This window comes from Gordonia otitidis NBRC 100426, from assembly GCF_000248075.1.
Taxonomy (GTDB): Bacteria; Actinomycetota; Actinomycetes; order Mycobacteriales; family Mycobacteriaceae; genus Gordonia; species Gordonia otitidis.
Window position 1 is genome coordinate 14,897 of sequence record NZ_BAFB01000230.1, and the last position, 13,858, is coordinate 28,754.

Below are 13,858 nucleotides of genomic sequence, written 5' to 3' on the forward strand. Positions count from 1 at the left end.
GGCGATAAGGTCGATCCATGCCCTATCTTTCTGACACGGCCGACGCCGACGCCGCCGAGATCGCGCACCTCTATCTCGGCTCGCCGGGCGTCGAACTCGACGAAGCCAACCCCGAGAACCGCTTCGGTCCGGCATGGCTGGACGCGACGGAGAAGCTGCTCGACGACGTTGCCGCGAGCTCCGCGAAAGCGCTGGTGATCACCGCCACCGGTAAGTTCTTCACCAACGGCCTCGACACCGACTTCGTGTTCGCCAACGCGTCCGAACTGCCTGCGTATCTCGATCGTGTGCATGCCCTGTATGCCAAGGTGCTGACGCTTCCGGTGCCCACCGTCGCCGCGATCAACGGACACGCCTTCGGTGCCGGCGCGATGCTGGCATTGTGTGCCGACTACCGGTTGATGCGCACCGAGCGCGGGTTCTGGTCGCTGCCGGAGGCCGCCCTGAACATGCCGTTCCCGCGTGGGATGGCCGGGCTGCTCACCACGCGGCTGCCCGACCACACCGCAACGGAGGCCATGCTGACCAGCCGCCGCTACGGTGCCGACGACGCGGTATCGGCCGGAATCGTCGACGAGGCGGTGCCCGTCGACGACCTCCTCGCGCGTGCACGGGCGGTCGCCACCGAACGCTCGGGACTCGCCGGGGCGAACCTCGCCACCATCAAGCGGGCGCTGCGCTTTCACCTCCTCGACGACCTGGCCGCGCCGACCCCGGCATCGTTGTTGTGATGACGGAGTCGGCGTGAGTCAGGACGGTTCGTCGGTGATCGGCGAGTGGTGGGCCGACAACGGCGCCGACGTCGTCGGGTGGCGGCGCGCCATCCACCAGCTGCCGGAACTGTCCCGGCAGGAGGTCAAGACCACCGAGATGGTGATGGCGTTACTGATCGAGGCGGGGTTGACCCCGAAACGGCTGCCCCTGGGAACGGGCGTCGTCTGCGATCTCGGGCCGGATACGGGCCAGCGGATCGCACTGCGTGCCGACATGGACGCCCTACCCATCACCGAGCACACCGGCCTGCCGTTCTCGTCGACCGTCGAGGGCGTCTCGCACTCGTGTGGCCACGACGCGCACACCGCGATCCTGCTCGGGGTCGCCCGCTTGCTCGCCTCGGTGCCCGTGCTGCCGGTCGGTGTCAGGTTGGTCTTCCAACCGGCGGAGGAGGTCATGCCGGGCGGAGCGCTCGACGCCGTCGCCGCCGGTGTGACGGAGGGGGTGAGTCGGATATTCGCGCTGCACTGTGATCCGCGGCTGCCGGTCGGCTCGGTCGGCCTGCGTGCGGGTGCTCTCACCTCTGCCGCCGATCACATTGAGCTGCAACTGCATTCGCCCGGAGGGCACACATCGCGGCCCCATCTCACCGGCGACATCGTGTACGCGATGGGCACGGTGATCACCGGACTGCCCGGCGTGTTGTCTCGTCGCGTCGATCCACGCTCCGGCACTGTGATGGCGTGGGGTGCGGCTCATGCGGGCAACGCTCCTAACGCGATTCCGCAGGAGGGCATGCTCCGCGGCACCGTCCGCACAGGCGACCACGCCACATGGGGCGAGCTCGAACCGCTCGTGCGCAGCGTCGTCGGCCAGCTACTCGGGCCGCTCGGCGTCTCCTACGACCTGTCCTATTTCCGCGGTGTGCCGCCGGTCGTCAACGACGAGACCGCGATCGCCATGTTGGCGCAATCGGTCGAAACGCTCGGCCCGCAGGCCATCGCAGATACTCCGCAATCGCCTGGTGGAGAAGACTTCTCGTGGTACCTCGAGCACGTTCCGGGTGCGATGGGCAGGCTCGGCGTGTGGGATGGCATCGGTCCGCAGATGGATCTGCACCAGCCCAATTTCGACCTCGACGAACGCGCTCTCGAGGTCGGGGTGCGCACGCTCGCGGGCGTCGTACTCGGCGTGGCCTGACCGTCGACGGGTCAGGAATCGACCGGTCCGGGACCCGGCCCGACGTTGCGCGCCTCGCGCAGCCTGATGTCCTGCACGTATTCGGCTGGGGCGCCTGCGCTTTCGGCCGCGTCGGCCATCACGCCGAGATAGCGTGCCGACGGCAGACCGCCTTCGTAGGCGTCCATCACGTACAGCCATGCCAGGACCGGGCCGTCGGTGGTGTCGACGCGGGCACGGATCTTGCGGTGGATTCCTAGTTCCGACCCCTCCCAGCGGTCGAGGGTCGCCTCGTCCTCGTCGGGGACGTCGTAGAGCACGACGAAGACCTTGGCCTCGGGATCGTCGCGGTCTTCGGTGACAGTCGCAAGGGAGCCCTCCCAGCCGATGTCGGCGCCGGCGAACGTGAGTCGCCACCCGCGCAGCCAGCCGGTTCCCGACATCGGGGAGTGGGGCGCGCGCTCGGTCATCTGATCCGGACTCATGTTGGACCCGTACGCGGCATATATCGGCACGTCGGAAAACTCTAGATGGTCGCGGCTCGTCACGAAAGCGGACGGTGAGGTACGTGACGTGCCCGGTCGCGGCGCGGGCACCGCGGTGGGACTACGTTGGAGGTGTTGATCGGCACCCTGATGTGTCGTGCCCGATGGCCCCGCTCGTCGAACAGGAGTGTGCTCTGTGACCAGGATCGTGATCATCGGCGGTGGCCCCGCCGGATACGAGGCTGCGCTGGTCGCGGCAGCCTACGGAGCCGACGTCACGTTGATCGACTCCGATGGGGTCGGCGGTGCATGTGTCCTGTGGGACTGCGTCCCGTCGAAGACCTTCATCGCGTCGACCGGTATCCGCACCGAGGTTCGACGCGCCGTCGACCTCGGCATCAACCTGCGTACCGACGACGCCCTGGTGACCCTGCCGCAGATCCACCAGCGCGTGCGCGACCTCGCGTTCGCGCAGTCGGCCGACATCCGCGACCGGTTGCTCAGCGAGGGCGTGACCCTGGTGTCGGGCTACGCCTCGCTGGAGGAGACCCATCCCGGGATCGCGTCGCATCGGGTCGTGGCCACGCTCGCCGACGGCAGCACCGAGCACTACGACGGCGATGTCGTCCTCATCGCCACCGGCGCCTCGCCGCGCATCCTGCCCGACGCGGTTCCCGACGGTGAGCGCATCCTGACCTGGCGGCAGCTCTACGACCTCGAGAAGCTTCCCGAACATCTCGTCGTCGTCGGTTCGGGTGTGACAGGCGCCGAATTCGTGCACGCATACACCGAGCTCGGTGTGAAGGTGACGCTCGTGTCGAGCCGTGATCGGGTGTTGCCCGGAGAGGACGAGGACGCCGCCCTCGTGCTCGAGGACGCACTCGCCGAACGCGGCGTCGAATTGGTCAAGCATGCGCGCGCCGACAAGGTCGAACGCACCGGAGGCTCTGTCACCGTCCACCTCGCCGACGGCCGCACGGTCACCGGATCGCACGTCCTGATGACCGTCGGTTCGGTGCCCAACACCTCGAAGATCGGTCTCGATCGTGCCGGCGTCGCAACCGACAAGGGTGGCTACATCACGGTCGATCGCGTATCGCGAACGTCGGTACCGGGCATCTACGCCGCGGGCGACTGCACGGGTCTGTTCCCGCTGGCCTCCGTCGCTGCGATGCAGGGCCGTATCGCGATGTACCACTCCCTCGGTGAGGGTGTGAGTCCGATCAAGCTGAAAACCGTTGCGTCTGCGATCTTCACGCGTCCCGAGATCGCCACCGTCGGTGTCTCCCAGCAGGCGATCGACGCCGGTGAGTATCCGGCGCGCACGGTGATGCTGCCGCTGTCGACCAACCCGCGCGCGAAGATGAGCGGTCTGCGGCGCGGGTTCGTCAAGATCTTCTGTCGCCCCGCGACCGGCGTGGTGATCGGCGGTGTGGTCGTCGCGCCGACGGCGTCGGAGCTGATCCTGCCCATCGCGCTGGCCGTCCAGAACAAGCTCACCGTGAGTGATCTCGCGCAGACTCTGTCCGTGTATCCCTCCCTGTCGGGGTCGATCACCGAGGCCGCGCGCCAGCTGGTCCGCCACGACGACCTGGACTGATCAGCCCCGGCGGCGGCGCGCTCACTTCGAGGTAGTGCACAGCCGCGTTCGACGGACGCCGATCGCCGTGACGCCACGGTAGGGTTTCGGCCAGATCGAGGCGACGGGTGAACGGGGAGGGGCCGCGTGAGCAGTCCACTGTACGAGGGACCCCACGTGCGTCCCGAAGCGGAGGACACCACGTGGAAAGCCCAAGCGCTCATGCCCTCGGGTGCCAACGCGACGAGCGGCGGACGAACCGATTGGTCGTCGATGAGCATCGCCGACATCCTCGCGAAGATCTCGGGCATGACCGACAGCTCGGCCAGTGGTGATGCGAACGCCATCAAGGCTGCGCTCGCCGCCGTCGAGAGAGTCGTGCAGAGCCTGACCGCGACCTTTGGTGACGACCCGATGCGTGGGCTCGCTGCTGACGGCAGTCGTACCGCAGGCGCCGGTGTCGGGCGAGACATTGCAGCTGCAGCCGAATCCGTACGGCCGGCGATCGACGCACTCGAACAGGCCCAGGCCGTGCTCACCAACACCTCGCAGCAGCGGGGTGTCGTCAGCGGGATCGCAGTGCAGATGCGTGCGCGACCGGAGGACGCCGCACAGCTACGTTCACGGGTCGCTTCGTTGATGGAGAGCGTGTACACGACCCCGATGGTCGACGTCCAGACGTGGCTTCCCGAACTGCCGGGTGCTGCCTCGGATTCGCCCGGTGCCGGTGATGCAGGTCAGAGTGTGATCCCGAGCATGGGTGGTCGGTCGGGTCGCACCCAGGCGGTAGGGATCAGCGAATCCGACCAGGGTGGATGGCCATCGGGTCCGAGTTCCGCCGAGAGCGCGACCCCGGTGTCGACGCCTACGACTTCCACTCGCGGCACCGCCGGTCAGGCACCGGTCGGCTCGCGCGGTGGTTCAGCGCAGACGAGCGGTGATGCCGCTGGTTCCGGCGCAGAGGGGCTGACCCGGGGTGGGCTCGGCACGGCCGACGCCACCGGGCTGCGGCGCACCGCGGGCTCCGACCGCGACGGGACGAGCAGCCGTCACGCCGCCGACGGCACGGAGTCGGGGAGGTCGGGTTCGGTGGTCGCGGGCGAGGCCATCGACCACGGAAGTTCGGCAGGAGCTGAGGATGGCAGCGGTGGCGGCGGGAATCCGGTGAACTCGGCGACGCCACCCTGGGGTGCGACTGTGCTCCCTGGAGCGGGTACTGGCCCGTCGGCACCGGGCACGTCGGCGACTCCGGCGTCCGCTCCTGCCGTGAGACCGGGTCCGCACACGGGGATTCCGCCGACGACCGGTGCCGGCGCGCGCGACCGGGGCGACAACAAGCATCAGTCGGCTCGTTATCTGAACACCCGCGAGCACGGCGAGGAGATCGTCGGCGACCTGCCGCTCGTCGGCCCACCGGTGATCGGCGACTGGAGTCCGCAATCGATGCCCCCGCGCGACCCCGGGTCCGACACCAGCGCTGCAGAGCCGAACGTCGGCGCGGTACGTGCCGACGGACGCTCCGATGCGGACCGGTCACACGCCGAGAGATCAGATCCGAAAGACAAGACCAGGGGCGACGGGCGATGACCACCGCATCGGGTCGGATCGGCCGGTTGTCGGCGGACGTCCGAAGTCTCACCGACCGCATCCCCGACGACGATGTCGACGACTGTCTGGGACGTCTCGCCCTCGTCGTCATCGACGTCAGCGACATCGGTGCGTGCGACCCGGTGCGCGACGCGCTGGCGCAATGGCAGACCTCACGGCGGGTGTCGGTGGACACGCGCAGACGGCTCGAGGCACTGATGGTGCAGCGCGATGTCGACGGATTCGCCGCTCACCGGTCCTCTGATGTGACCACACAGCGTGCGCACTTTCGTGCTGCACGCGGATTGACTTGTCTGGCAGTCATATTCGATTCCGACGCCGCTGTCCGCTATCGCCTGAGAGAAGCGGTGTACGAGGCCTCGGCCGCTCTGGGTGGCGGCGCGGGTGTCGTCGCGGTACTGACCGAGTTCGCGTGACCTGACACCCCTGACCGCTCGCACCGCAGGAATGCCCGGTGCATGTCGGATGTCTCGATTACGCTCGGCTGTCATGGAGACGGAGTTCGATCCGGACCGACCCGCCGACCTGGGGCCGCTCTACCGCGAGCAGGCGTGGCGTCGGATGGGTGCCGAACAGTTCGACATCGTGGTGATCGGCGGCGGTGTCGTGGGCGTCGGTGCTGCGCTCGACGCCGCCACGCGGGGTCTGCGGGTGGCTCTCGTCGAGGCACGCGACATCGCGTCCGGCACGTCGAGCAGATCGTCGAAGATGTTCCACGGCGGACTGCGCTACCTCGAACAGCTTGAATTCGGCCTGGTCAGAGAGGCACTCCACGAGCGGGAACTCTCGCTGAGTCTGCTCGCACCTCATCTGGTCAAACCACTACCGTTTCTCTATCCGCTGACACACCGCGTGTGGGAGCGCCCATACGTTGCCGCTGGAATCTTCCTCTACGACACGATGGGCGGCGCCAAGTCGGTGCCCGGACAGCAGCACGTGACCCGCTCCGGTGCACTCCGCGTCGCCCCCGCACTCAAGCGTGACTCGCTCATCGGGGGTATCCGCTACTACGACACCGTCGTCGACGATGCGCGGCACAGTTTGACCGTCGCACGGACCGCAGCCAATTATGGGGCCGTCGTCCGCACGTCGACGCAGGTCGTCGGTTTTCTCCGCGACGCCGACCGCATCATGGGTGTGCGTGTGCGCGACACCGAGAACGGCGAGACCACCGAGATCAGAGCGCATTGCGTCATCAACGCGGCAGGCGTGTGGACCGACGAGGTCCGGGCACTGTCCAAGCAGCGGGGACGCTTCTCGGTACGTGCGTCGAAGGGCGTCCACATCGTGGTGCCGCGTGACCGCATTGTCAGCGAAACCGCCATCATCCTGCGCACCGCGACATCGGTCCTGTTCGTGATCCCGTGGGAGACGCATTGGATCATCGGGACCACCGACACCGACTGGCACCTCGACCTCGCGCACCCGGCCGCCACCCGTAAGGACATCGACTATCTCCTCGAGCGGGTCAACGAGGTGCTCGTGACGCCGTTGAGTCACGACGACATCGAGGGTGTGTATGCAGGGCTGCGTCCGCTGCTGGCGGGCGAGGACGAGGCGACGTCGAAACTCTCCCGGGAACATGCCGTGGCCGTGGTCGCGCCGGGACTCGTGTCGATCGCAGGCGGCAAGTACACGACGTACCGGGTGATGGCTGCCGACGCGGTCGACGCCTGTGTCGACTTCATCCCGACCCGGGTCGCGCCATCGATCACCGAGCGGGTCCCGCTGATCGGTGCGGACGGCTACTTCGCGCTGATCAACCAGTGTGAGTCGCTCGGCGAGAAGTACGGGTTACACCCCTACCGCGTCCGCCGACTGCTCAACCGGTACGGCTCGCTGATCGACGAGGTCTTGTCCTACGCCGCCGACGATCCTTCGCTGTTGCGGCCGCTGGCCGCCGCTCCGCAGTATCTGCGGGTCGAGGTCGTCTATGCGGCCATCGACGAGGCCGCGCTGCATCTCGAGGACGTCCTGGCCCGCCGAACGCGGATCTCGATCGAATACGCGCACCGCGGCGTCGACTGCGCACAGGAGGTCGCCGACCTGATCGCGCCGATACTCGGGTGGGACCGCGACAAGGTCGACTTCGAGGTCAGCACCTACCGGGCGCGCGTCGAGGCCGAGGTCGCCTCGCAACAGCAGCCAGACGACGAATCGGCCGACGCCCTGCGCGCGGCGGCCCCGGAGTCGCGCGTCGACATCCTGGAACCCGTCCCGGTGCCAGAGTGATTGCGCCTTCGACAGGACCAAATGCTCCTAGCGGCGTAACGTCGGCGGCGCGACAATGGACTCATGAGCAGAGGAGAAGTCATGGTGGACAATCCCATTCAGGAGCTTTCCGCGGACGAGGCATGGGCACTGCTCGCAACCTCCGATGTCGGTCGGATCGCATTGAGCGTCGGCGGACAGCCCGACATCTTCCCCATCAACTACTACGCGGGTGACGGACGTGTGCTCATGCGCACCGCGGAGGGCACCAAGCTCGCCGAACTCGCCGTCAACGGCAAGGTTGCCTTCGAGGCCGATGCGTACGACGCCGACGGCGGCTGGAGCGTCGTGGTGAAGGGGAGCGCCCGTGTGTTGAGCACGGGTGCCGAGATCGCGAAGGCCGACGAAGCCCCGCTGCGACCGCTGATCCCGACGCTGAAGTACAACTACATCGAGATCGTGCCGGACGAGATCAGCGCGCGTCGCTTCGAGTTCGGTCCTGAGCCGGAGCGCTACCCGGTCTGAGGGGCTCCGGAGAGTCGGCTCCGGCAACGCTGCTGATTCAGCGCTGGTCAGTCACCGTGCAGACTCCTCGGGTCGCCCATCCCTCAACGCTGGCAGTTGGGGCAGTAGTAGACGACGCGATCCTCACTCGTCGATTCGGGGCGGTCGGACCAGAATTCGCGGGCGATCAGTGTCCCGCATCGGCGACAGGGTGCTCCGATCCTGCCGTACACCCAGGTGCGGGCGTTGTGCGCGGTCCGTCCGGTTGTTGTTCTGGCTGTTCGTAACCGATTGGCCCACAACATCTTCCGACAGAGTTCGACGAGCGGCGGCACGTCCACGTCTGCGACGGTCCGGTCCGGTCGGACGCCCCGCAGAAAGCACGCTTCGCAACGGTAGACGTTGCCGACTCCCGCCATGAGGCGTTGATCGAGGAGCGCTTCTCCGATCGCGGTCGTCGGCTGTGCTTCGATGTTCGCCACGGCCAGCGAGGCGTCGAAGTCGTCGGCGAGCAGATCGGGGCCGAGGTAGTCGAGGTCGGCGCGCGCGCGGGGAAGCAGTTCGAGCACCCCGAGGTCGAATCCGACAGCTTCGTAACCGTTCGCCCGCAGAATGATTCGCGCCTGATGTGCCGGCCGTCGCCACCTGGTGCCGATGCGGTGTACATGCCACGCGCCCTCCATTTTGAGATGGCTGTGGATACTCACCCCCTCAGATGTCGGCGTCGCGCTTCCGGCGACAGAAGCCACATCGATCAGCAGGTGCTTGCCGCGTGAACGGACGCCGGTCACGACTCCGCCGGTGAGATCGGTGGTGGCCAGCGACGGGATGCGGAAGTCTGTGCGCTCGAGCGTGTTGCCTTCGAGTGCACGGCGCAATCGGTCAGCGGCCTGATAGACCGTGTCGCCTTCAGGCATGGTGTCCGTAGCGGATTCGTAGTCCGCGCGGTGTGGTCGCGAAGCCCGCACCGACGAGAACCGGCTGCAGTTCGGAGCGCAGCGCGTTGACGCCGTCGATCGAATCGATGGTCAGCCGTGCGACGCGTCCGGCCCGCACCACCCCGGTGAGGGAGGCTGCCATGGCCTCGAGCGATGCGGTGTCGTCACTGAAGGTCAGGACCGTCTTCCCGCCGCGCTCGACGAAAGCCACGAGTGCCCCCTCGACCAGGCACACCAGGGCTCCCGGCTTGCGGCCCGGTCGGTGGCCTCCGGCACCTGCTGCGGTATCCGGCCAGGGCAGCGCTGCTCCGTAGGGATTGGCCGGGTCGGTCGCCGCCAGCACGACAGCGGTGTCGGGGGCACGGTGACTGCCCGGAACGTCGTCGGTGAGAGCGTGTCGCCGCAGTTGGTCGATCGTGGAGGTTCCGGCGAACTGCGCCCCGCCCAGACCGTCGACGAAGTAGCCGCGGCGCACCTGGCCGGTGTCTTCGAAGACGTTGAGCGCCTTGTAGATCCGGGCGAACCCGCCGACGACGTCCTCGGCCATCACGCTGCCGCGGGTGACCACTCCGTACCGTGCCAGCAGCAATTCGCACAACGCCTGCGTGGCGACGGTCGTTTCGAGCAGCGAACCCGGCGTCGCGAACCAACGACCCGTCGCCGTCGAGGGGGTCGTCGACGCACCGGTCTGCGACAACAGATGCCGGGTACTGAGTCGTCCGGGGCGGAGCCGGGGTGCTTGCCCGCGGGAACGGTGCGCGGGTGTCGCCCGGCTCGACGACGAGGTCCGACGCGGGGCGAGAACCGCCCGAACGGGCGCGAACGAATCGTTGCTGACGTGCCCGGCCCAGACGAGATCCCACAGCGCATCCTCGATCTGCTGCCGCGTGACGGTCGCGGATTCCGTCGACGTCGCGTCGAGCAACTGCGCGAATCGTAGGCCACCTCCCGACGAGAATGCCTCGAGCAGCCCGGTGTGCACAGGGGTGGTATCGATCTCGACGTCGGCGGGTAGGAACAGCGGAGCGAGGTCGGCGTGGAAGAAACTGATCCAGCCGTCCGACGATCCGATGCGACCGTGTCCGGCCCACATGAAGTCTCCGCTGGAGAGCAGTTCGTCGAGCATCGCCGGCTGATAGTCGCTGATCCGGGCAGGCAGGATCAACGACTCTGCCGCCGACGCGGGGATGAGGTGGCCCGCCAACTGATCGAGAACGACTGCCAGGCCGTCGACTCCCGTGAGTCGCTCTCCATCGGTCACGTGTTGCCACGCGCCGAGGAATCGGGAGAGGGTGGGGCCGTCGACGGGCGCGATCTCGGCGCGGCTGGCCGCCAATGACCCGCGCCGGATCGCGGAGAGGACCTCACTGTGGCACCACTGCGTCGTCCACGTCGGTGAGCCGTCGGGGTTGTCGGAGGTCGCGGGCAGGAAGTCGCCCTCGACCACCTTGCGGTCGGCGGCGAGTCGGATCAGGGTGTCGCGCACCACCGCCGGTGCCATCCCGATCGACTCGGCGGCCTCGTCGACGGTGAACGGGCCGTGTGTGCGGGCGTAGCGGTGGACGAGGTCGCCGACCGGATCGGCGACCGACTCGGTGAACGCGGCCGGAACCCCGAGCGGCGCGGGGACGCCCAGTCCGTCGCGCAGGCGCGCGGTGTCTTCGATGGCGGCCCAGAGAGGCACCCCGCGGATGGCGACCGAGATGATCGAGCCCTGGCGGTGCAGCGAGTTGAGCACATCGAGCGCGGGCGGGCCGTCGTCGCCGCGCCGATAGCGCAGCGCCACCTCGTCGGTGGTGAGCGGGCCGAGCCAGCGCAGCAGGTCGACGACGTCCTCGGCATCGCGTGCCTTGCGGTGGTCGTCGAGTCGCTGGAGACGCGCGGTGACCTCGGCGATGACACCGGGGTCGAGCAGTTCGCGGAGATCGACTCGGCCCAGAAGCTGGGCGAGAAGCGCGGTGTCGAGCGAGAGCGCCGCGGCACGCCGTTCCGCGAGCGGGGCGTCGTCGTTGTACATGAACGCGCCGACGTAGCCGAACAGCAACGACGCCGCGAACGGCGACGGGCTCGGCGTCTCTACCTCGGTCAGCCGCACCCGGCGCGAGCGTATGCGCGTGAGGAGATCGGTGAGCGAGGGGAGGTCGTAGACATCCTGCAGGCATTCGCGGACGGTCTCGAGGATGATCGGGAAATCGGGAAACTGCGATGCGACGGAGAGTAATTGGGCGCTGCGCTGACGTTGCTGCCATAGCGGGGCACGTCTGCCGGGATCACGTCGGGGCAGGAGCAGCGCACGTGCCGCGCATTCTCGGAAACGTGATGCGAACATCGAGGAATCGGCCAGTGCGTCGGTGACCATCTGCTCGATCTCGTCGGGATCGATGACGAATACGTCGGCGCCGGGCGGATTGTCGTCGGTGTCGGGAAGGCGCACGATGATGCCGTCGTCGGACGCGGTGACCGCTCCGTCGAGTCCGAGGGTTGCCTGCAGGCGTGCCGAGATCGCCGACGCCCAGGGGGCGTGCACACGTAAGCCGTACGGGGAGTGCAGGATCAGCCGCCAGTCGCCGAGTTCGTCGCGGAATCGCTCGACGACGAGTGTGCGGTCGGTGGGGACGTGGCCGGTGGCCTCGCGCTGCTCGGAGATGATCGATGCCAGGTTGTCGCGGGCGTAGCCGCTCAGGCCGAGTTCCGTTGCTCGGCGGTCGAGTTCGGCTTCGTCGGTGAGGGAGCCGACGAACTTGCCGATGGCGGCACCGAGTTCGGCAGGACGTCCCTGGGCGTCACCGATCCAGAACGGGAGTCTGCCCGGCTGGCCGAAGGCAGGCGACACGAGGACGCGGTCGTGCGTGATGTCCTCGATCCGCCAACTCGTCGCACCGAGCGCGAAGACGTCGCCGACCCGGGACTCGTACACCATCTCCTCGTCGAGTTCGCCGACCCGGGTGGACTTCTCGCCCACCATGAAGACACCGAATAGCCCGCGGTCGGGGATGGTGCCGCCGGAGGTGACCGCCAGTCGCTGTGCGCCGCGTCGTCCGGTCAGCGTTCCCGCTTCACGGTCCCAGGTGACCCGTGGACGCAGTTCGGCGAACTCGTCCGACGGGAACCGGCCGGAGATCAGATCCAACGTCGCCTCGTAGACCGACCGCCCGAGTTCGCGGTACGGCGCGGCGCGACGGACCACGTCGTACCATTCGTCGACATCGAGGATGTCGACGGAGGCGGCCGCAATCGTCTGCTGCGCAAGCACATCCAGCGGATTGCGCGGCACCTGCAGTTCCTCGATCGCGCCCTCGCGCATGCGGGAGACCGCGACCGTGCAGCCGATCAGGTCGGTGCGGTGTTTGGGGAACAGCACGCCCTGGCTGATCTCGCCGACCTGGTGACCGGCGCGGCCGATCCGTTGAAGTCCGCTGGCCACCGACGGCGGCGTCTCCACCTGGATCACCAGATCCACCGCGCCCATGTCGATGCCGAGTTCGAGGGAACTGGTCGCGACCACGCAGCGCAGCCGTCCGCTCTTGAGATCGTCCTCGATCTCGGCGCGCTGTTCCTTGCTGACCGATCCGTGGTGGGCGCGGGCCAGCACGGTTGCGGCCCCGGTGCTCGCTCCCGACGCCATCACCAGCGCCGGTGCACCCCCGCCCACCCGCTCGTTGCGCGGCGGTTCGCGGCCGGGCGCCGTGCGCTGTTCGTGGATCTCGTTGAGCCGTGCGGTGAGACGTTCGGCGAGGCGTCGAGAATTGGCGAAGACGATCGTCGTGCGGTTGGTCTCGATGAGGTCGACGATCGAGGCCTCGACATAGGGCCACAGCGAACCCGCGGTAGGCGAGAACGCGTCGTCGAGGTCGTCGCCGTCGGGAGCATCCGGCGGGGGTGGGATGTTCGCCATGTCGGGAACCGGTACGTCGACGCGCAGATCGAATGTCTTCGCCGCCTTCGGTCGTACGACGGTGCACGGGCGCGATCCGGAGAGGAATTGCGCGACGAGTTCGGGCGGACGGACCGTCGCGGACAGTCCGATGCGCTGCGCGGGGGAGTCGAGCAGTTCGTCGAGTCGCTCGAGTGAGAGCGCCAGATGGGTGCCGCGTTTGGTGCCTGCGACGGCGTGTACCTCGTCGACGATGACGGTCTCGACCGTGGTCAACGATTCCCGCACCGACGACGTCAGCATCAGGTACAGCGATTCGGGTGTGGTGATCAGGATGTCGGGTGGCGTCTTGGCGAGAAGTCGACGCTGCGCCGCCGGGGTGTCGCCTGAGCGGACGCCCACGGTGATCGCGGGCTCGGGCACCCCGAGTTCCTGCGACGCTCGTGTGATTCCCGCCAGAGGTGCGCGGAGGTTGCGTTCGACGTCGACCGCGAGCGCCTTGAGCGGCGAGATGTAGAGGACGCGGGTGCCGTTGGACCTCTCGGGCCTCGCGGCGAGTGTATCGAGTGCCCACAGAAACGCCGACAACGTTTTCCCCGAGCCGGTAGGAGCGATGACCAGCGTGTTCTCGCCGTCGGCGATCGCCCTCCATGCGCCCTCCTGGGCGGGAGTCGGCGCGGGGAATGCGCCGCTGAACCACCGACGCGTCGGGTCGGTGAAGCGGTTCAGGATGGGAGTCGAACGAGCCACCCCTCCATTGTTCCGT

The 13,858-nt window shown here is 67.9% G+C and carries 10 protein-coding genes; 7 read left to right on the forward strand and 3 right to left on the reverse strand.

Annotated features, from left to right (window positions below):
* The first annotated feature begins 17 nt into the window (after nucleotides 1–17).
* Both GOOTI_RS21770 and GOOTI_RS21775 read left to right on the forward strand, forming a co-directional pair.
* A complete protein-coding gene (locus tag GOOTI_RS21770; RefSeq protein ID WP_007240766.1) occupies nucleotides 18–731 on the forward strand; it encodes an enoyl-CoA hydratase/isomerase family protein in 714 nt (237 codons plus the stop codon).
* Between the two features lie 13 nt (nucleotides 732–744).
* Complete coding sequence (locus tag GOOTI_RS21775) at nucleotides 745–1,914, forward strand: amidohydrolase (RefSeq protein WP_007240767.1); 1,170 nt, start codon at nucleotides 745–747, stop codon at nucleotides 1,912–1,914.
* Between the two features lie 11 nt (nucleotides 1,915–1,925).
* Here GOOTI_RS21775 and GOOTI_RS21780 read toward each other — a convergent pair whose 3' ends face one another.
* Nucleotides 1,926–2,408, reverse strand: coding sequence for a gamma-glutamylcyclotransferase family protein (locus tag GOOTI_RS21780; protein ID WP_007240768.1), 483 nt, complete (start codon nucleotides 2,406–2,408; stop codon nucleotides 1,926–1,928).
* A 166-nt stretch (nucleotides 2,409–2,574) separates the two neighbouring features.
* Here GOOTI_RS21780 and GOOTI_RS21785 point away from each other — a divergent pair, with 166 nt between their 5' ends.
* The 5 genes from GOOTI_RS21785 to GOOTI_RS21805 all read left to right on the forward strand — a co-directional run bounded on the left by GOOTI_RS21785 (nucleotide 2,575) and on the right by GOOTI_RS21805 (nucleotide 8,301).
* Entirely contained in the window at nucleotides 2,575–3,978 is a 1,404-nt protein-coding gene (locus GOOTI_RS21785) for an NAD(P)H-quinone dehydrogenase (RefSeq protein WP_007240769.1), read from the forward strand.
* A gap of 126 nt (nucleotides 3,979–4,104) precedes the next feature.
* Complete coding sequence (locus GOOTI_RS21790) at nucleotides 4,105–5,544, forward strand: hypothetical protein (protein WP_007240770.1); 1,440 nt, start codon at nucleotides 4,105–4,107, stop codon at nucleotides 5,542–5,544.
* Nucleotides 5,541–5,981 carry a hypothetical protein gene (locus GOOTI_RS21795; RefSeq protein ID WP_007240771.1) on the forward strand — a complete coding sequence of 147 codons (441 nt, stop codon included), beginning with the start codon at nucleotides 5,541–5,543 and terminating at the stop codon, nucleotides 5,979–5,981. Before GOOTI_RS21790 ends, GOOTI_RS21795 begins: the two co-directional genes overlap by 4 nt.
* Before the next feature lie 73 nt (nucleotides 5,982–6,054).
* The gene (glpD, locus tag GOOTI_RS21800) at nucleotides 6,055–7,797 is read left to right on the forward strand and encodes a glycerol-3-phosphate dehydrogenase (RefSeq protein ID WP_007240772.1); all 1,743 of its coding nucleotides are present in this window, start codon (nucleotides 6,055–6,057) and stop codon (nucleotides 7,795–7,797) included.
* An 81-nt stretch (nucleotides 7,798–7,878) separates the two neighbouring features.
* Nucleotides 7,879–8,301: a pyridoxamine 5'-phosphate oxidase family protein gene (locus tag GOOTI_RS21805; RefSeq protein WP_007240773.1), complete on the forward strand. Its 423-nt coding sequence runs from the start codon at nucleotides 7,879–7,881 to the stop codon at nucleotides 8,299–8,301.
* An 83-nt stretch (nucleotides 8,302–8,384) separates the two neighbouring features.
* Here GOOTI_RS21805 and GOOTI_RS21810 read toward each other — a convergent pair whose 3' ends face one another.
* Together GOOTI_RS21810 and GOOTI_RS21815 are read right to left on the reverse strand one after the other, a co-directional pair.
* A complete protein-coding gene (locus tag GOOTI_RS21810; protein ID WP_007240774.1) occupies nucleotides 8,385–9,197 on the reverse strand; it encodes a DNA-formamidopyrimidine glycosylase family protein in 813 nt (270 codons plus the stop codon).
* A complete protein-coding gene (locus tag GOOTI_RS21815) occupies nucleotides 9,190–13,842 on the reverse strand; it encodes an ATP-dependent helicase (RefSeq protein WP_007240775.1) in 4,653 nt (1,550 codons plus the stop codon). Before GOOTI_RS21815 ends, GOOTI_RS21810 begins: the two co-directional genes overlap by 8 nt.
* Nucleotides 13,843–13,858: the final 16 nt, after the last annotated feature.

What these genes read in the sequence shown, in the direction of transcription:
- glpD (WP_007240772.1), top strand. Translation starts at nt 6,055, where the DNA reads ATGGAGACGGAGTTCGATCCGGACCGACCCGCCGACCTGGGGCCGCTC.
- GOOTI_RS21810 (WP_007240774.1), bottom strand. Translation starts at nt 9,197, where the DNA reads ATGCCTGAAGGCGACACGGTCTATCAGGCCGCTGACCGATTGCGCCGT.
- GOOTI_RS21770 (WP_007240766.1), top strand. Translation starts at nt 18, where the DNA reads ATGCCCTATCTTTCTGACACGGCCGACGCCGACGCCGCCGAGATCGCG.
- GOOTI_RS21795 (WP_007240771.1), top strand. Translation starts at nt 5,541, where the DNA reads ATGACCACCGCATCGGGTCGGATCGGCCGGTTGTCGGCGGACGTCCGA.
- GOOTI_RS21805 (WP_007240773.1), top strand. Translation starts at nt 7,879, where the DNA reads ATGGTGGACAATCCCATTCAGGAGCTTTCCGCGGACGAGGCATGGGCA.